At 60.4% G+C, this 17124-nt stretch carries 17 protein-coding genes; 6 read left to right on the top strand and 11 right to left on the bottom strand.

Going from position 1 to position 17124, the window contains the following annotated elements; genetic code table 11:
- Positions 1-29 precede the first annotated feature (29 nt).
- Together Q0526_RS13915 and Q0526_RS13910 are read left to right on the top strand one after the other, a co-directional pair.
- Positions 30-1343: a hypothetical protein gene (locus Q0526_RS13915; RefSeq protein WP_298734740.1), complete on the top strand. Its 1314-nt coding sequence runs from the start codon at positions 30-32 to the stop codon at positions 1341-1343.
- 22 nt (positions 1344-1365) lie between these two features.
- Positions 1366-2061 (top strand): L-ribulose-5-phosphate 4-epimerase, encoded by a 696-nt coding sequence (locus Q0526_RS13910; RefSeq protein ID WP_298734737.1) that lies wholly within the window; start codon positions 1366-1368, stop codon positions 2059-2061.
- A 109-nt stretch (positions 2062-2170) separates the two neighbouring features.
- Here Q0526_RS13910 and Q0526_RS13905 read toward each other — a convergent pair whose 3' ends face one another.
- From Q0526_RS13905 to yiaK, 4 genes are read right to left on the bottom strand one after another with little or no spacing between them, the layout of a single operon-like run.
- Positions 2171-3196, bottom strand: a complete 1026-nt coding sequence (locus tag Q0526_RS13905) for an alcohol dehydrogenase catalytic domain-containing protein (protein ID WP_298734734.1) — start codon at positions 3194-3196, stop codon at positions 2171-2173.
- 18 nt (positions 3197-3214) lie between these two features.
- Positions 3215-4240 (bottom strand): zinc-binding alcohol dehydrogenase family protein, encoded by a 1026-nt coding sequence (locus Q0526_RS13900; RefSeq protein ID WP_298734731.1) that lies wholly within the window; start codon positions 4238-4240, stop codon positions 3215-3217.
- Between the two features lie 55 nt (positions 4241-4295).
- Positions 4296-4745 (bottom strand): YhcH/YjgK/YiaL family protein, encoded by a 450-nt coding sequence (locus Q0526_RS13895; RefSeq protein WP_298734729.1) that lies wholly within the window; start codon positions 4743-4745, stop codon positions 4296-4298.
- A gap of 45 nt (positions 4746-4790) precedes the next feature.
- Positions 4791-5873 (bottom strand): 3-dehydro-L-gulonate 2-dehydrogenase, encoded by a 1083-nt coding sequence (gene yiaK, locus Q0526_RS13890; RefSeq protein WP_298734727.1) that lies wholly within the window; start codon positions 5871-5873, stop codon positions 4791-4793.
- A gap of 236 nt (positions 5874-6109) precedes the next feature.
- Between yiaK and Q0526_RS13885 the strand changes: the two genes are divergently transcribed.
- Positions 6110-6820, top strand: a complete 711-nt coding sequence (locus tag Q0526_RS13885; RefSeq protein ID WP_298734725.1) for a GntR family transcriptional regulator — start codon at positions 6110-6112, stop codon at positions 6818-6820.
- Between the two features lie 69 nt (positions 6821-6889).
- On the opposite strand, the gene Q0526_RS13880 is transcribed toward Q0526_RS13885, so the two are convergent.
- The 7 genes from Q0526_RS13880 to Q0526_RS13850 form a co-directional block, all read right to left on the bottom strand.
- A complete protein-coding gene (locus tag Q0526_RS13880) occupies positions 6890-7243 on the bottom strand; it encodes a hypothetical protein (RefSeq protein ID WP_298734723.1) in 354 nt (117 codons plus the stop codon).
- 35 nt (positions 7244-7278) lie between these two features.
- A complete protein-coding gene (locus Q0526_RS13875) occupies positions 7279-8097 on the bottom strand; it encodes a M28 family peptidase (protein ID WP_298734721.1) in 819 nt (272 codons plus the stop codon).
- A 16-nt stretch (positions 8098-8113) separates the two neighbouring features.
- Positions 8114-8596, bottom strand: coding sequence for a YhcH/YjgK/YiaL family protein (locus tag Q0526_RS13870; protein ID WP_298734719.1), 483 nt, complete (start codon positions 8594-8596; stop codon positions 8114-8116).
- Between the two features lie 20 nt (positions 8597-8616).
- Entirely contained in the window at positions 8617-9399 is a 783-nt protein-coding gene (locus Q0526_RS13865) for an SDR family oxidoreductase (RefSeq protein WP_298734717.1), read from the bottom strand.
- 73 nt (positions 9400-9472) lie between these two features.
- On the bottom strand, positions 9473-10222 hold the full coding sequence (locus Q0526_RS13860) for a cyclase family protein (RefSeq protein WP_366522114.1): 750 nt from the start codon (positions 10220-10222) through the stop codon (positions 9473-9475).
- A gap of 83 nt (positions 10223-10305) precedes the next feature.
- On the bottom strand, positions 10306-11223 hold the full coding sequence (locus Q0526_RS13855) for a 2-dehydropantoate 2-reductase (RefSeq protein ID WP_298734714.1): 918 nt from the start codon (positions 11221-11223) through the stop codon (positions 10306-10308).
- A 25-nt stretch (positions 11224-11248) separates the two neighbouring features.
- Positions 11249-12001, bottom strand: coding sequence for a GntR family transcriptional regulator (locus Q0526_RS13850; RefSeq protein ID WP_298734711.1), 753 nt, complete (start codon positions 11999-12001; stop codon positions 11249-11251).
- Between the two features lie 375 nt (positions 12002-12376).
- Here Q0526_RS13850 and Q0526_RS13845 point away from each other — a divergent pair, with 375 nt between their 5' ends.
- From Q0526_RS13845 to Q0526_RS13835, 3 genes are all read left to right on the top strand, one after another.
- The gene (locus Q0526_RS13845) at positions 12377-13153 is read left to right on the top strand and encodes a GntR family transcriptional regulator (protein WP_298734708.1); all 777 of its coding nucleotides are present in this window, start codon (positions 12377-12379) and stop codon (positions 13151-13153) included.
- A 192-nt stretch (positions 13154-13345) separates the two neighbouring features.
- Positions 13346-14731, top strand: coding sequence for a citrate transporter (locus Q0526_RS13840; RefSeq protein WP_298734705.1), 1386 nt, complete (start codon positions 13346-13348; stop codon positions 14729-14731).
- 165 nt (positions 14732-14896) lie between these two features.
- Positions 14897-17038, top strand: coding sequence for a hydantoinase/oxoprolinase family protein (locus Q0526_RS13835; protein WP_298734702.1), 2142 nt, complete (start codon positions 14897-14899; stop codon positions 17036-17038).
- The last annotated feature ends 86 nt before the right edge of the window (positions 17039-17124 follow it).

Raw genomic sequence — 17124 nt, 5'->3', positions numbered from 1 at the left:
AACCGGTCAGGGGAGAGGACGGTGCCTGTATGGAGAAAAATACCCTGCTGCTGCGGGATACGGAAGCGTTCATGCGCGGCGAGCTGGACAACGTGACGGTGGCCGGAGGCTGCATTGTGCTGGATCTGGTACAGGGCAGTTACGTGCCCTACGGCTGTTACACCAGCGCCCCCATCCCCATGCCGCTCTTTGATGCGCTGTGGGTAAGCTGGAACGCGGTTTCGCCGTCGGGCACCGCGGTGGAGGCGCAAGCCCGGGTGCTGGTGGACGGCAACTGGACCGCTTGGGTGGGCTTTGGCAAATGGAGCCCCCACCTGCGCCGGGAGGGCGTTCACCCACAGGAGCGGGGCGCCCTGCGGATGGAGCCGGATGAACTGCGGTTGGACAGCAAGCGGGCTACGCAGGTACAACTGCGCATCTACCTGTATACCAAACAAGAAAAAGTGACCCCGGCGGTGCGGCTGTTAGGGGTCAGTGTGCGGGCCGTGGGGGTCATCCCGGCCCGGGGACGGCCCATCAACCGGCGGCTGCACCTGATGCCCTATGTGATGCCCCGGCGGTCCCAAGCGCTGCGCCCGTGGATGGATCTGGCCATCAGTCTGGTGAGCCTGACCAACCGTTGGGGCGCCGACCGCCTGCCCGAAGAATTTGCCCAAGTGCTGCGGGACTGGCGGGAACCGGACGAAAAAGATCTGCGCAACCTGAGTTTTGGGGCGGCGGCAGCCGGGTGCTGGGGATTCCCCACCTGGGTGTGCTGGTGCGGATTGGGCACCCTGCGGGAGGAGGTCCGGCAGGGCTTCGGCGCGGTGGTGGCGCTGGATTCCACCCCGGCACAGGTGGCCCAAGGCTGGCCGGAGCGCCGCTTTGTGGCGGTGCGGGGCTTTGCCACCAGCGGCGGCGTTGCCCGGGTGCTGCTCTGCGACCCGTGGGCTGGCGAGCAGGATTTTGACGCCGAGACCGAGATGGAACTGGATGATTTCCTTGTGGCATGGGACAATGTGGCGCTGCTGATGCGCCCCCGCACACCGGAGGACGGCCACACCGGACCCCAGCGGGGCAGCGTGTGGGTGCGTCCCGCCGGAGCGACGGCACCGGGTATCTATCGGCTGTACAGCAACGGGGAACTGCACCTGTTGGGGGATGATTTCTGCACCAACGGGGGGATTTTGGCGTGGAGCACGCCGGACGACCATCCCCATGCCACCACCGCCCACCGGACTTTCCACTTTGTAGAGCCGGAGGAGGGCGGTCTGCGGATGACCCCCGAGGGGGAACATCACAAATACACCGTCTACGCCATCGACACGGCGGGCAGTATGCTCGTGGGCGACGTGACGCTGTGATAGAAACAAAGGAGAACACTGCATGTTGGAAGAGCTGCGCCGCCAAGTATGGGCGGCCAACCGGGCGCTGCCCCAGCGGGGGCTGGTGCTGCTGACCTGGGGCAATGTGTCGGGTATCGACCGGGCCTCGGGGTTGGTGGTCATCAAACCGTCCGGGGTGGAGTATGAGGAACTGACGCCGAAAAATCTGGTGGTGGTGGATCTGGACGGTCATCTGGTGGAAGGCACGCTGCGTCCCTCCAGCGACACGGCCACCCATCTGGAGCTGTATAAGGCGTTCCCGTCGGTAGGGGGCATCGTCCATACCCACAGTACCTACGCTACGGCATGGGCCCAGACCGGGCAGGACCTGCCCTGCTATGGCACCACCCACGCCGACAGTTTTTATGGGCCGGTGCCCTGCACCCGGCTGCTCACCGCGGCGGAGGTGGAGACCGACTACGAGGCCCACACCGGTACGGTGGTGGCCGAAGCCTTCCGCACCCGGGGGCTGGACCCCATGGCGGTGCCCGGCGTGCTTTGTGCCTGCCATGGCCCCTTTACGTGGGGCAGCGACCCGGCGCAGGCGGTGGAAAACGCCCAAATCCTAGAGGAAGTGGCCCGGATGGCCCTGCTGACCCGGCAGATCGCCCCCGATGCCGCCCCGGCCCCGGACTATCTGGTGGAAAAGCATTATCGCCGCAAGCACGGCCCCCACGCGTATTACGGCCAAAGGTAAGGCGGAGCGAGCCGGCGACGGCCAAGAACCTTTTGGACTCAACCCAATAAGATACAACAAAAGACGGCCCCTGACCGGGGGGCCGTCTTTTGCTTTAGAGGAATGGAGGTTAGAAATCAAAAGTCAATGCGATCTTGCGGATGGAAGGATCGTGGCTGTCCACAAAGTCGAACGCCTTCTGTGCCTCGGTGAGGGGGAAGGTGTGGCTGATGCTGCCCCGCAGATCGATCTTGCCAGCGTTGATGAGGTCGATGACGTCTTGGAACTTGCGGTTCTGCAGGCGGCTGCCCCGCACGTCCAGCTCCTTGCTGGTGATGACGAACTGGTTGACCTCGGTGGGGGCTACGCTGAAGCCCATGGTGATCACACGGCCAGCACAGCCGGTGGCCTGCAAAGCGGTGATCAGACTGGTCTTGACGCAGGCGGCGTCGATGGAGACCGTCACGCCGTACCCGTCGGTCAGCTCATGGCAGCGGGCGGGCACGTCCTCTTTCAGGCTGTTGATCACATCGGTGGCGCCGTTGTTCAGCGCCTCCTGCAGTTTGGCGTCGTCAATGTCGGAGACGATGATCTTCCGGGGATGGAACTGCTTGACGATCCGCAGAATGCTGGAACCCAGTGCACCGGAACCGATGATCAGCACGGTGTCCTCGCTTTCCAGTTGGGCGCGGCTGCAACACTGTACGGCAATCGTGGTGGGCTCGATCATAATGGCATCGGTATCGGACAGGCAGTCCGGCACCAGATAGCAGTCCGAATCGGGCACCGCCATGTACTCGCGGTAACCGCCGTCGATGTGTACGCCCCGGACCTGCAGGTTGCCGCAGACGTTGGGACGGCCTTTGCGGCAGGCATAGCAGTGGCCGCAGGGCACTACCTGATCGATGATGACCCGGTCGCCCACCTTGACCTTTTTGGCGGTGGGGCCGACCTCTACCACCACGCCGACCATCTCGTGGCCGATCACGCGGGGGTAGGTGGCAGCGGCGTTGGTGCCGTGGTAGATGCCCACGTCACTGCCGCAGATGCCGGCGGCAGTCATCTTGACCAGAACGTTGTTGTGTTCATCGATAGTGGGTTTTTCCATCTCAATGATGCGCAAGTCATTGGGCTTTACGATTTGTACAGCTTTCATAAGATAATCCCCTCTGTATTATTCTTCTCCCACGCGAACGACGACCTTCATATAATTGCCGGGGTTCTTCTCAATGTCTACGATGGTGGCAGGTGCCTCGTCCATCGAAACGGTCTTGGTCAGGATCTTCATCATATCCACCTTCTTGGTGTAGATCAGATCCAGAGCCTCCTCAAATTCACCGGCGCTGGTACGGGCACCGCGGATGTCGATCTCCTTCTTGGTGATCACATCGGTGGGCAGGCTGGTTTCCTTCTTGGGCCAGCCGGTCAGGGTGATGCGGCCGGCGTTGGACACCAGATCCAGCGTGCTGCGCACTGCGGCGTTGGCACCGGAGCATTCCATGACCTGATGGGCCATCTCGCCGCCGGTGATCTCAGCCACACGGGCCACCGCGTCCTCGGTGCCGGAGTTGATGACATACTCAATGCCCAAGCTCTTGGCGAAGTCCAACCGCTCCTGCACCAGATCCAGCAGGATGGCATGGGCGCCGTAGGCCTGTGCCACCATGCCGGCTACCAGACCGATGGGGCCTGCACCGATGATGGCGCAGTATTCACCGGCCTTCAGGCCGCCGCGATGGATGCCGTGCAGGCTGATGGTCAGGGGTTCTGCCATGGCGGCCTGCTCCCAGGTCATGCCGTCGGGAATCTTGATGAGCATGTCAGCGGGGTGGCAGTAGTATTCCGCCATGCCGCCGTCCACATGGACGCCCAGCACCTTCAGGTCGGTGCAGCAGTTGGTACGGCCGATGCTGCAGGGATAGCAGTGCCCGCAGTACAGGTAGGGGTCCACCACCACGCGGTCGCCCACCTTGATGCCGTTCTTGTTGTCGGCGGGGATGGACTCTACGATACCGGCCAGCTCATGGCCGATGACACGGGGGTAGCTGACCAAGCCGTTGGTGCCACGGAAGGCGCCGATGTCGCTGCCGCAGATACCGGCGGCGATGACCTTGATCAGGGCCTCGCCCGGTTTGGGGGTGGGCTTTTCCAGTTCTACGCAGGAAACTTTCCAGGGCTCTGCCAATTTGATTGCTTTCATACTTGCATTACGACCTTTCTCTTCACACATAACTCAATCCCACGGGTGCAGGGGCTCAGAGCTTGACCTTGACCACCACTTTGCGCACAAACTCGGGGCCATCGGCGGCTACGCGGGGCTTGTGGGCGTCTTCGGGGGCAACAACGATCATGTCGCCGGGCAGCAGCAGCACGGTGCCGCTCAGGGCAGGCTCCTCGTAGAACTTCACGTCGTTCTCGGGCACATCCTTCTTCAGGACCAGACCCTCGCGCTTGCAGTAGCCGAACTGCTCCTTGCCGGAGATGACATACTGGATGTCGAAGTAGGCGTCATGGGTCTCGAAGGAGCCTTCCTCAGCGGGGAAGGTGTTGTATTCCTGCACGTTGGCGGTCACGCCCTCGCAGATGGGGTAGCTGCCCACAGGGGTGTTGTCCAGATCGGTCTCTGCCAGCCACTTGTAGGCGGCGGTGAATTTGTCGTCCAGATAGTTGTACTTGGTAGCCAAAGACAGGGGAGAGAAAAACATACTCAAACACTCCTTTTTAATGATTGGGTGAAAATACGGACAAGATTACTGCTTTTCCTGGGTCATGTTGTCCAGAATGCAGGCGCTGGAGATGTCCTTTACGTCGGTCTTGCCGGCGGCCAGATCCTGAATCTGCTGCCAGATCTGCTCGTCCACCACGATGCCTTCCTTCAGGTTGCGGGCGCGGGTCGCAGCGGTGCGCTCGCCGGGGCAGGTCACGTGGCCGCCCTCGCGCTCCGGCTCGGTGGCATCGGCAGCCGCTACACGGTCATCCAACTTGGCCTGAATCTCTTCTTCCTCACCGAACAGGTAGGGGTCGTAGGCCAGGAAGATCTGGCAGCAGCCGGTGCAGCTACCGCGGGCTTCCCGATCCAACTGAACGCCGGTGCGGCCGTTGGCCATGGCAGCGGCGGCCAGGTCCAGCGCGATGGCCATGCCGGAGCCCTTCCAGTAACCGGTGGGCAGGATGCGGCCGCTGGCCTCGATGGCGCCGGGATCGCTGGTCAGGTTGCCGTCCTTGTCGAAGCCGCCGGGGTAGGGGAGCTGCTTGCCGGCCAGACGATAGACGCCCAGCTTACCGTAGGCGTACTGGCTCATGGCCATATCCAACACGATGGGGCCGTTCTTGCGGGGGATGGCGATGCAGAAGGGGTTGTTGCCGACACCGGGCTGCTTGGAACCCCACATGGGCATGCAGCTCTCGGTGTTGGTCCAGCTAATGCCGATGAAGCCGGCCTGTGCAGCCTGCCAAGCGTAGGAACCGCCGCGCATCCAGTGGGTGGTGTTTTTCAGCGCCACGCAGCCGATGCCGTGGACCTTAGCCAGCTCGATGGCCCGGTTCATGCAGAAGGTGGCGTTCAGCACGCCGATGCCCAGATGGCCGTCGTAGTTTTCCACGGCGCCCTTGGCACCCACCAGTTCCGGCTTGGCATGGATGTCTACCCAGCCCTTCTGGACGTACTCGGCAAAACGGGGTACACGGTTCAGGCCGTGGCTCTCGATGCCTTCCAGACTGCTCTCGGTGTGGATCTCGGCGCACTGGGCGGCCTGTTCAGCGGTCAGGCCCATTTGCAGGAAGGCCTTCTCGGTGGTGGCGAGGACGGTCTCATACGGAACGCGGATACTCATAAGTATTTCTCTCCTTTTTTGGTAAGTACAACGGGTTGTAGGCGTACTAATATATCACGTTTTCCTCTGGTACTATCAGGATAACACAGCAAAAACTGAAATGCAACTGGCTATTTTACCAGATTTTTGGGGATTTTTTTGCGGCTTTGCACAAAAAATAGACAGGGGCCTTGCCAAAGGGAATTCTGACTGATATATTAGTTGTGAAAGAAAAAACACCCAAAGGAGGGTCGCTCATGCATCTGCTGGTACCGCCGCCCCACAAAGGGGAAAATAACCGCGTTTACGCCTGCCGTGTGCTGCGGATGAACATTATGACGCTGCGCCTGCAGCCGGGGGAACCGCTGAACGAGGCGGAGCTGGCGGCACGGCTGCAGATGAGCCGCACGCCGGTGCATGAGGCCATCACCACGCTGCGCAACGAGTGGCTGGGGGAGATCTTTCCCCAGCGGGGCACGCAGGTCAGCCGCATCGACCCGGCGCTGGTCAAGGAAGGCTATTCCACCCGGCTGCTCCTCGAAAGTGCCTTGCTGCGGGATGTGGCGGGCAAGATCGGCCGCACGCAGGTACAGCAACTTCTGGACTGTATGCGCCAGCAGGAGGCGCTGCGGGACCGCATGCCCGATGCGGTGGATGAGTTCATCCAGTTGGACGATGAATTTCATCGGATGATGTATTTCTTTGGGGGGCGCAGCCATACCTGGCTGGCCATCCGGGGGCTGGTGTCCCACTATGACCGGATGCGCTACCTCGACGCGCTGGATGGAGAGTGCGATTACGACCGTGTGACGGTGCAGCACCGGGATTTCTGTGACTACCTGCTCATGGGCCTGCCCGATGGGGTGGACCCGGAACAGACCATCGGCGCCCACCTGACCAGCTTCCGGGGGAACCTGATGGCCAAGATGGCGCTGCATCCCGACTACTTTACGCTGCAAAGCAGTTGAACCCCTGCATTTGGTTCAATACAGACAAAAGGCCCGGCAGCCGCACTTGCGGCTGCCGGGCCTTGTTTGTTACCGCGGGTGGTTGTCGGTCTGGCAGAAGCGGTCCAGTGCCCAACGGGAATGGGCCAGCAAAGGGTAGGCCAACAGGGCTGCTGCCATGCAACCCACCAAGACCCACAGTAGACGGTCGTTTGCCAGCGGTCCATTGGTGAGCAACAGCAACAGGGTAAGGGCCGTTATGGTGCCCAGCCACACCACGCCCAGACGGCGGATCTTGTGGGGGGCATAGCGGCGTTTTTCCTCCGGGGGCAGCCGGTCATAGGCGTGGCTGAAGGACCGGGTGCCCGTGACGATCCGCCGCCCGTCCAGCAGGCAGAGCAGCAGCAAGCACAAAAAGGGGAGGTTTTGGTAAAGCCAGTCCATAAGGGGATCCCCCTTTCCACAGTGGAGAAAAACAGTTAGAACAGCCCGAACCGTTTGGCCGGGGCAGGCGGGGCACAGAGAGAATCCAGCAGGTAGTCATAGACTTGCTGCATGGCCTCGGGCTGCACCCACTTGACCGCATCCCGGAAGCCGCCGTGCATGGTGGAACTGACTTCCATCTGGCCGATCATCATCTTAAATTCCGGCGTGCGGCCCAGCAGACCACTGCCCTGCGCCGCCATGGCGTCCAGATACTTGGTGTCCCACCGGGGCATGATGGCGATGCTCAACACCGTTTGCCGCCGGGTGGAAAAACAGACGTCGTCCCCTTCGGGCAGGTATTTGACCAGCCGCGCATTGTGGGCGGCCAGCCGGGCCTTGTCGCAGAAGGGCCGGGCGGCGGCGCGTTTTTCACCGCCCCGGGTATAGACGGCCACCGTGTCGCCGTAGCCGCACATGTCCAAATTCACGATGAGGTTGTGCTCCTGCGAGCGCTCCGCCTCATACAGCTTGGCGCCGCTGTGGCCGTTTTCCTCCCCGTCAAAAAAGGCGAAGGCGGCCTTGACACCCCGGCGGCGCAGCTCTTTGGCCAGCGCGATGAGGATGCAGCAGGCGGCGGCGTTGTCATTGGCCCCTACACTGCCCGGGTGGGCGTCGTAGTGGGCGCAAAGCAGCGGTGCGGTGCCCTCGGCGGGCAGCAGATAGTTGCGGGCGGCCTTGCGTTTTTCGTCCGCCTCACACTCCTGCACCGTAAAGGCGAGGCCCTCGGCGGTCAGCAGCCGCTCCAACGCTGCCCGGCGGGCAGCGGGATCGGGCTGGGCCAGTTCGTTCAGATGTTCATCCAGAAATGCCACGGCAATGCGTCCTTTCTTACAGGCAGGTGTCCAGCGCGACCTTGACCACGATCTTGCGGATGGGCGCCGGAGCGTCCACCTGAATGGCGGGGATGTGTACATCCCACGGGAAGAACATGGCGTAGCTGCCGGGCTGCATCTCGATGACGCCTTCCCGGGCGGCGGGGTTGTTCTTGTAGAAGCAGATGTCCCGCGGGGTGTCCAGCAGGTTCTCATCCACCTCGTTGTCGCCCAGATCGGGGTACCAGCCGATGCGCTCCGGGCCGCCGGCGGCCAAGAACTGCACGTCGATGTATTTGCGGTGTACTTCGGGGCGCAGACCCTCCCGGGGACCGGTGGTCTGGTCCAGCACCTGCAAAATCATCTTGTCGCCGTACAGCTCAAAGCGGCCCGGCTCGTGGGCGGCCAGATCGGTCTCTTTCAAAAATTGCACGGCCCGGCGCAGCGGCTCGGGCAGCACGGCCAGATTGCTGGCTTCATGAATGTTTCCGGAAATCATGTCAGAAGTCCTCCTTGCGATTACTGCATGGATGTAACGCCGCCGTCCACCTTGAGGGTGACGCCGGTGATGAAGGATGCGCCCTCGCTGCACAGGAAGAGGGCCGCCGCGGCCATATCCCGGCCGGTGCCCAACCGTCCCATGGGGATGCGCCGTACAAGCGAATTGTAGAAGGTGGGATCCTCCAACTGTTTGGCGTTGATGGGGGTGCGCACAAAGGTGGGGGCGATGGCGTTGACGTTGATGCCGAACTTAGCCCACTCGCAGCCCAACTGCTGGGTGTACATGTTGATGGCACCCTTAGTGGCGCAGTAGGCCGCATAGTTGCGGTCGGCGCCCAGGAACGCCTTGGCCGAGGACAAGTTGACGATGCGGCCTTTGCCGGCGGGGATCATCCACCGCTTGGCGGCCATCTTGCTCACCAGATGGGTGCCGGTGATGTTCAGGGCGATGACCTTCTCAAAGCTGGCGGCATCATAGTCTTCGGCAGGTTTCAGGATGTTCATGCCGGCGCTGTTTACCAGCAGGGTGGCAGGGCCAAGGCCCTGCTCCACCGCATCCCCCAGCGCGGCTACGTCGGCCTCGTCGGTAATGTCGCAGCGCACCGCCAGATAACGGCGGCCTTCGGCGGCGGCCAGCTCGGCCAGATCGGGGGCGCTGTCGGGATGACGGCTGCACACCGCCACGTCGATGCCGTTCTGCAGGAACGCCTCGGCAATGGCATGGCCCAGACCACTGGTGCCGCCGGTGATCAGCGCAATGCGGCCCGCAGGTTCAAAAAGATTTTTCATAGATCCTTCCATAAGCGGAACCTCCTATTTTCAGAAAAAGGCTTCCCCCACAGGGGGGAAGCCTTAGGTGTTCGGTTGTGCCGGATCAGCGGGTGAAGCCGGGCAGGCCCTCGATGGCGTAAACGCGCACGGGGCAGGAATCCAGACCGATGATGGGCATCGGGGTGTAGCTGATGAAGAAGGTATCGCTCTTCAGCTGATCCAGATTCTGCAGCACTTCCAGGAAGGTGCAGTTTTGCGCCATCAGGATGTCATGGAAGGGCTTGACGTTGGCCACGTCGCCCTCGATGGCAACGCCGTCACCGAAGCCGACGCACTGGACCTTGTGGTCCGCCAGCCACTGGGCGCAGTCAGCACCGACCTGCAGACGATGGTCGGTGGGGCCGCCGGTCAGGCTGGTGAAGGGCGGGATCTGGTGGGGGCTGTCCAGAATGACGGTGTCACCGGGCTGGATGCGATCGCCAATAGCGGCTTCCAGATCGGCGCCGGTGATCTGGTGATCTTCCGGCAGGTCCAGCATCTGGTAGATGCCGCGGCCCATGAACTGGGACAGGGGCAGTTCCGCCACGCTGGGCCAGTTGTTGTCATGATGGTAGGGGCATTCGCAGTGGGTGCCCAGATGGCTGCCGATATCCACGTTGGTGTGGAAGTCAGGCACATCACCACCGGTGTTGAAACGCCACAGGTTGCAGCGGCGGCTCTCGGTGCTGGGATCGATGACCTTGGTCAGGTCGATGATGCGCAGACCGTCCTTTTCATAGACTTTCGGGGGCAGCTGATCCATGGGAACGGTTTTCGGTTTGCCCGCAACCCAATCGTAAGTGAGCTCAGCCATAGGGAAAATCCTCCTTTTAAAATAGTATGTTTTATCTTCCAGACAGGCTCTGGTTCAACCTGCCTTGAAGTACACCGGGGAACTTAGGCTTTGGAACGGCCTTCCATCGCGTGGATCAAGCCCACCAAGAACTCGTGGCTGGGGGTGGGCACGCCGCCCTTCTGGCCGGCGCGGACCACGCTGCCGCTGATGGTATCCACCTCGCTGCGGCGTCCATCCCGCAGGTCGGCATAAATGCTGGTCAGGCCGTTGGGGGAGTTGTCGCACACCGCCTTGACCTCGGCCACCTTTTCGTCGTAATCAAAGTCCATACCCAGACCGGCGGCAGCGTCCACGGCCTCACGGATCAGGGTGCAGCACAGCTTCCAAGCGTACTCGTTGGAGGAGATATAGCCCAGCGGCACCTGCAAAGCGCCGGTCAGCGCGCTGGCCGAAACGTTGGTGAACAGCTTGTTCCAGATCATCTTCTGCACGCCGTCCGACACGTCGGCATCCAGCCCGCAGGCGGTGAAAGCGTCGGCAAACTTCTGCAGGCGGGTCACATCGCCCACCACGCAGCCCATGTGGGTCATGCCGCTGCCGCCGTGCTTGGTCACGCCCAGACCCGCCACGCTGGCGTTGTGCTGGGTGGTGCCGATGATGATGTTCTCCTGCGGGACAAACTTGCCCAGCATATCCTCGTGGCCGCTGCCGTTCTGCAGGGTCATCAGATAGGTGTTGGGGCCGATGATCCCTTTGTTATTGTTCAGGGCACTCTCGCTGAACATCGCCTTGACAAACACAATGATCAGGTCCACAGGGGCCATGCCTTCGGTGGACAAAACGGCGTTGGGGTGATAGACGGCGCTGGAACCGTCCGGCTCCTCCACGACCAAGCCCTCGTTGTGAACCTTTTCCACCAAAGCGGGGTTCACATCGATGACGGTCACTTCGTTGTTGCGGCTCAGGTACGAGCTGAACAGCCCGCCCATCGCCCCGGCGCCCAGAACTGCGATTTTCATACGTTTGTGCTCCTTCCGAAATCCGTTACGATTTGCTTTCTATGCGCGCAGAACCCTGTGCGCCGTCCGCGCGGCAGAGTTCGGGTTGCCTTACCTGACGTTTCTCAAAAAAGCTGGGGTGGCGGTATTCCGATTCCTCCAGCAGGGGTTTCAAAAGATCAAATTCTGCGTCCAAAGCGTCCACGGCGGCCTCGTGGTCATGGGCCTCCAGCGCTTTCACCAGATCGGCGTGGCGGTTGACGATGTATTTCCACATCCGGGGGTCCTCCAACATGCGCAGCATGCGGTACAGGTCCCCGCCGGTGGAGTTCATGGCGGCCAGAACCGGCAGCCGGTTGGCCAGACGGAACAATTCTGCCAAAAACTCGTGCTCCAACCGGGGCATGCGCAGCAGCGAACCGATGCGCAGCGCTTCGTACTGATGGTCCACACAGCGCTGCAGCCGTTCATAGGAGTCAGGACGGTTGTTGTACAATTCGCCCAAAACCGCCACGCAGGTGGTGCGGTACATCCAGATCAACTGCAAGATGGCGTCGGAATCCAGCGGCGGCACCACCGCGCCCCGGGGAACGGGACGCAGCATTCTTTCCCGCACCAAGCGGGAGAAGGTATCATGCACAGGGGTGCGGCTGACCTGCAAGGCCTGTGCCACATCGGTCTCCACCAATTTTTCGCCGGGACGCAGCAGCATTTCCCGGATATACATAGAAAGCACCCGGTAAACAAAGGACCGGGCGGACTCTTCGGGCGCACGCACAGAACGAACGGTAGTAAACATGTGCGGCGCTCCTTTCTTTTTGTACTTTATATAATATAGTAGTAGACGGTGGGACCTTTCTCCAGTTTCTGGGAAGAAAAAACAGAAAATCTGTGGAAAATACCAAGGCCAATCCCTTGTATGCACCGACCGTTTAGGCACACCAGTGCGGCCGTCCTTGGTCATTTGACCGGAAAAGGACAGCGTTCGACTATAGTATACCGCAAAGAAAAGGGAATTGCAAGACTGACTTGTATGCCAAAAATGTTGAAAACTTGTTGTGAAATATGACGAAATGAACTGCCAATGACAGCAAAATAAAGAAAAAATGTCAAAAAAGGGGTTGCAAAACCCCCGCGTTCGTGCTATGGTAATTTCAGACCCGGCGGCACTGGCATGCGCAGACTTGTATGCAATGAGCGCCGGAAAGTTTCTGCCGCTGAAAAGCGAGGTGTCCCCAGCATGGTGCAGGAGCCCGTCAGTACCGAACTGTACAGCCGTGACGCGGTTTACCGGCAGCTGCGGCAGCAGATCATCGATTTTACGCTGCTGCCCGGGGAGTTTTTGAGCGAGAATACGCTGGCGGCCCAAATGCATACCAGCCGCACGCCCGTGCGGGAGGCGATTGCCCGGCTTGCCTGTGAGCACTGTGTGGAAGTTTTCCCCCAGCGCGGCACGCAGGTGAGCCGTATTTCCATGGAACTGGTACGGCAAGCGGTGTTTTTCCGTGTGGTGTTGGAGCGGGACGTGCTGGAGCAGCTTTGCAAGCCCGGCCTGACCGACGAACAACTGGAAGAACTGGAACAAAGCTTGTCTTTGCAGCGTGCCTACTACGCCGCGAAGAAGTCCGACCGGCTTCTGGAAGAAGATACCCGGATGCACCAACTGTTCTACCGCTATTGCGGGCGGGAACGGGCATGGGAAGCCTTCGCCTGTATCAACTGCGATATGCTGCGCATCCGTTATTTGCAAATCATGACCTACAGCTACCAAGCACACATGGTGTCGGTACGCAGTTGGGAAAACCACCTCACCGAACATCGCTTGATTCTGGACGCGTTGCGCCGCCGCGATTACGAAGCGCTGCGTTTTACCGCCCAGCAACATATAGTCTCCATCGAGCAGGACGGCGATCATTTGCGCCGGATCTACCCGCAATATTTTGGAGAATGATTCTTTTGCTATTGAACGGTACCGTCTTACCGCGGGACCGGAGAAGGCAGCGGCCCTTGTGCCGCAGTTTTCCTGTTTGATAGACCTATTTTATACGGAAAGGAAGTGAAATCCTACTCGTCCCTCTGGTTTACTTATTCGGTTTGCCACTGCTAAAGGAGAATCATTTTACAACAGAAAGGGGTATTTACCTTGGAGATCGTAGTTGGCATTTTGCTGCTCCTCACGTTCTTCGGCCTCGCATACTACTGCATTAAGGGCCACAACCTGATGATCGGTTTCTTGGTCATCACCATTGTCTGGACGGTGCTGTCCTTCTTGGGCGCCGCCTTTGCTTCGCCGGAATTTCTGGCCAGCACGGCGTTCTACAAAGATGGAGAACCGCTTCCCATCATTAACATTCTGAACGCTATTTATCAGACTGCTCCCGAAGGCTGGGGCACCACGCTGGTCAACGTCTGCTGGGGCGCTTGGTTCGGCCGCGTCCTGATGGAGACCGGTATCGCCTCCACCTTGATCCGTAAGACCGTTGAGCTGGGCGGCGACCGTCCCATGGTTACCATCGCTCTGCTGAACGTTGTTACCGCTGTTATCTTCACCGCCATGACCGGTGCCGGCCCCGTTATCGCCATCGGCGTTATCGTCCTGCCCATCATGATGTCCCTCGGTGTACCCAAGGCCATTGCCATGTTCAGCTTCATGGAGTCCGTGGCTGCCGGTATCTACCTCAACCCCGTCAACTTCGCGCAGTACCGCGCGTTCTTCATCGGTACTGAAGAGCTGCCTGAGTTCACCCTCGGCTGGTACGCCGGCAAGTGGGGCTATGCAGCCGTCGTTATCTCTGTGGTCGTCTGCACCGTGCTGTCCGGCATCTTCCTGAGCCGCAGCAAGGGCAGCCATGCTTGGGCCGCCCAGACCCGTGGCGCTTCCGAGCAGAAGGATGCTCCCATCTACACCCTGATCCTGCCCATCGTTCCCGTTGTGCTGAAGATTTGGCTGGACTTCTCCGTTATCGGCGGCTTCGTCATCGCTGGTTTCTTGGCGTTGTTCCTCTGCGGCAAGATGAAGGGCACCTTCAAAGAGAACTGCCAGTTGGTCAACAAGCTGTACTATGACGGCGTGGTCGACACCGCTCCGCTGGTTGGCTTCTTGCTCACCCTGCCCATGTTCAACACCGTTGCCAACTACGCTTCTCCCTTCTTCAAGGCCGTTCTGGGCCCTGTCATGCCGAAGAGCGAGCTGGTCGTCTGCATCCTGTTCGCCGTCCTGCTGGGTCTGGGCCTGTTCCGTGGCCCCATGACGCTGGTCGGCTGTGGCGCTGCCACCTTGGGCGTGCTGCGCGGTGTTGCGTCCTTCTCCATCCCGTTCCTGTACTGCGTGTTTGCGATCCCCACCATCACCGTGAACATCGGTTCCTGCATCACCCAGTCCTGGGTTGCTTGGGGCCTCGCTTACACCAAGGTCGAGTCTAAGGACTACCTGAAGCTGTCCATTCCTTGCGCATACATTTCCGGTATCCTGCTGTATGTGCTGACCTTCGTGACTGTGTCCGGTCTGGGCGCCGAGTGGTTCGTCTAATCGCATCCACAGGATTTGCCTAAAAACAAGGTGCCGCTGCCAACAGGCGGCGGCACTTCTTTATCAAAAGCAGAAGGCTTGCACGGCAGGCCTGTATCATAACCGAATCGTAAACCAGTAGAGACGGGGATTTTACCTTCCCCTGAAAGATTAGGAGGAAAAACAATGGCAGAGCATCGCGCCGTTCGTATGGGCATCGACGTCGGCGGCACTTACACCAAGTGCGTCGCTATGGACAACGTGACCCACGAGATCATCGGCAAAAACGAAGTCAAGACGACCCACGACGACAAAGCCGGCGTAGCCGCCGGTGTTGTGCAGTCCTTCAAGAACTGCATGGCCGAAAACGGCATCTCGCCCGAAGACGTGGTCTTCGTGGCCCACTCCACCACGCAGGCTACCAACGCCTTCATCGAAGGCGACGTGGCGCCTGTCGGCGTCATCGGCGTGGCTGGCGGCGGCTTGGAAGGCTTCCTGGCCAAGCCCCAGCTGACCCTGAAGGACATCGTTCTGGACGAGAAGGTGGGTCGTAAGATCCCCGTCTACAACGAGTTCATCAAGAAGAAGCAGCTCAACGACGACACCATCACCGCCGCCATTAAGAACCTGCTGGGCAAGGGCGCCAAGGTTATCGTGGCTTCCATGGCCTTCGGCGTGGATGACATGACCGCTGAGGTGAAGATCCATGATCTGGCCGAGCAGCAGGGCCTGCCGGTCTCCATGGCTTCCGACATCACCAAGCTGCACGGCCTGACCCGCCGTACCCGCACTGCGGCGATCAACGCTTCCATTCTGCCCAAGATGATGGCCACCGCCAACGCCACCGAGTCCTCGGTTCGCAGCGCGGGTGTTACCGTTCCCCTGATGATCATGCGCGGCGACGGCGGCGTTATGGAAATCAGCGAGATGCGTAAGCGCCCCATCCTGACGGCTCTGTCCGGCCCGGCTGCTTCCGTTATGGGCTCCCTGATGTATCTGCGTGCCTCCAACGCTATCTACTTCGAAGTCGGCGGCACCACCACCAACATCGGTGTTATCAAGAACGGCCGTCCCGGCGTTGACTACGCCAAGATCGGCGGTCACGACACCTACATCAACTCGCTGGACGTCCGCATTCTGGGCTGCGCCGGCGGTTCCATGGTCCGTATCAACGACCATGGCGTTGAGGACGTTGGCCCTCGTTCTGCCCACATCGCAGGCTGCGAGTACGCCTGCTTCACCCCCGAGGAAGAGATCGATGCCGGCCCGCTGACCATCGAGATGCTCAGCCCCAAGCCGGGTGACCCCTCCGACTATGTGGCCATCCGTCTGGCCAGCGGCAAGCGGATCTGCTTCACCAACACCGATGCGGCCAACGTGCTGGGCTTGATCGAGCCCCAGTACTTCGCCCACGGCAACGCCAGCGCGGCCCGCAAGTGCATGCAGCCTGTGGCCGACAAGCTGGGCATCACCGTCGAAGAGCTGGCTACCCAGATCCTCGACAAGGACTTCGAGAAGGTCAACGACTGCATCAACGCGCTGGCTGAGAAGTATCAGCTGGACCACGATGCCATGAAGCTGGTTGGCTGCGGCGGCGGTGCTGCCTCTCTGGTGCCGTACTGCGCCAAGAAGATGGGCCTGCAGTACTCCATCCCCGAGAACGCCGAGGTTATTTCCTCCATCGGCGTTGCGCTGTCCATGGTCCGTGACGTGGTGGAACGTGTTATCCCCAACCCCACGCAGGAAGACATTAAGGAACTGAAGAAGGAGGCCATCGACGCCGCCATCAGCTCCGGCGCTTCCCCCGACACCGTGGAAGTCCACATCGAAATCGACAGCCAGACCGGTAAGGTTACTGCCATTGCCACCGGTTCTACCGAGGTCAAGACCACTGACCTGCTGAAGGAGTGCGACGAGGCCGAGGCTGAGCAGCTGGCGAAGGAAGACTTCGGCCAGAAAGTCAGCAATGTGCATCTGGTCGAAAAGACCGATAAGTTCTATGTCTACGCCGGCGAGATGGGTGATCGTCATCCGGTGCGTATCGTGGACAAGAAGGGCTTCATCAAGGTCCAGTGCTCCGACGCGCAGGCCGTCAAGGTCAAGGTTGCCGACTATCAGGAGAGTGTTAAGGATCTGTGGGAGAAGCTGGCGGTCTTTAAGACCGATACGGTGCTGCGTCCTGACTACTTTGTCTGCGTTGGCCCCCGTGTCTGCGACTACTCCGCCGTGGATCTGGAGCACGTCATGCTGCTGATGGATCTGGATATTGGTGACCGTGAACCCGATGAGGAGATCATCGTGGTGGGTGCCATCAACGACGTCCGCTGATCCGATAACCACACAAACACAAGACGGCTCCGCGCAAGCGGGGCCGTTTTTGGGAAAGAAAGAGAATTTTGCCATGACCAAGGAAC

Source organism: uncultured Subdoligranulum sp. (assembly GCF_937890665.1).
Note: the sequence above shows the minus strand (reverse complement) of the source record. Positions and strands in the feature narration are given on the sequence as shown.

Coding starts and splice junctions, on each gene's coding strand:
- Q0526_RS13905 (WP_298734734.1), bottom strand. CDS start 3,196: ATGAAAGCTGTACAAATCGTAAAGCCCAATGACTTGCGCATCATTGAG.
- yiaK (WP_298734727.1), bottom strand. CDS start 5,873: ATGAGTATCCGCGTTCCGTATGAGACCGTCCTCGCCACCACCGAGAAG.
- Q0526_RS13915 (WP_298734740.1), top strand. CDS start 30: ATGGAGAAAAATACCCTGCTGCTGCGGGATACGGAAGCGTTCATGCGC.
- Q0526_RS13850 (WP_298734711.1), bottom strand. CDS start 12,001: ATGTTTACTACCGTTCGTTCTGTGCGTGCGCCCGAAGAGTCCGCCCGG.
- Q0526_RS13845 (WP_298734708.1), top strand. CDS start 12,377: ATGCGCAGACTTGTATGCAATGAGCGCCGGAAAGTTTCTGCCGCTGAA.
- Q0526_RS13895 (WP_298734729.1), bottom strand. CDS start 4,745: ATGTTTTTCTCTCCCCTGTCTTTGGCTACCAAGTACAACTATCTGGAC.
- Q0526_RS13855 (WP_298734714.1), bottom strand. CDS start 11,223: ATGAAAATCGCAGTTCTGGGCGCCGGGGCGATGGGCGGGCTGTTCAGC.
- Q0526_RS13835 (WP_298734702.1), top strand. CDS start 14,897: ATGGCAGAGCATCGCGCCGTTCGTATGGGCATCGACGTCGGCGGCACT.
- Q0526_RS13885 (WP_298734725.1), top strand. CDS start 6,110: ATGCATCTGCTGGTACCGCCGCCCCACAAAGGGGAAAATAACCGCGTT.
- Q0526_RS13900 (WP_298734731.1), bottom strand. CDS start 4,240: ATGAAAGCAATCAAATTGGCAGAGCCCTGGAAAGTTTCCTGCGTAGAA.
- Q0526_RS13860 (WP_366522114.1), bottom strand. CDS start 10,222: ATGGCTGAGCTCACTTACGATTGGGTTGCGGGCAAACCGAAAACCGTT.
- Q0526_RS13910 (WP_298734737.1), top strand. CDS start 1,366: ATGTTGGAAGAGCTGCGCCGCCAAGTATGGGCGGCCAACCGGGCGCTG.
- Q0526_RS13865 (WP_298734717.1), bottom strand. CDS start 9,399: ATGGAAGGATCTATGAAAAATCTTTTTGAACCTGCGGGCCGCATTGCG.
- Q0526_RS13880 (WP_298734723.1), bottom strand. CDS start 7,243: ATGGACTGGCTTTACCAAAACCTCCCCTTTTTGTGCTTGCTGCTGCTC.
- Q0526_RS13870 (WP_298734719.1), bottom strand. CDS start 8,596: ATGATTTCCGGAAACATTCATGAAGCCAGCAATCTGGCCGTGCTGCCC.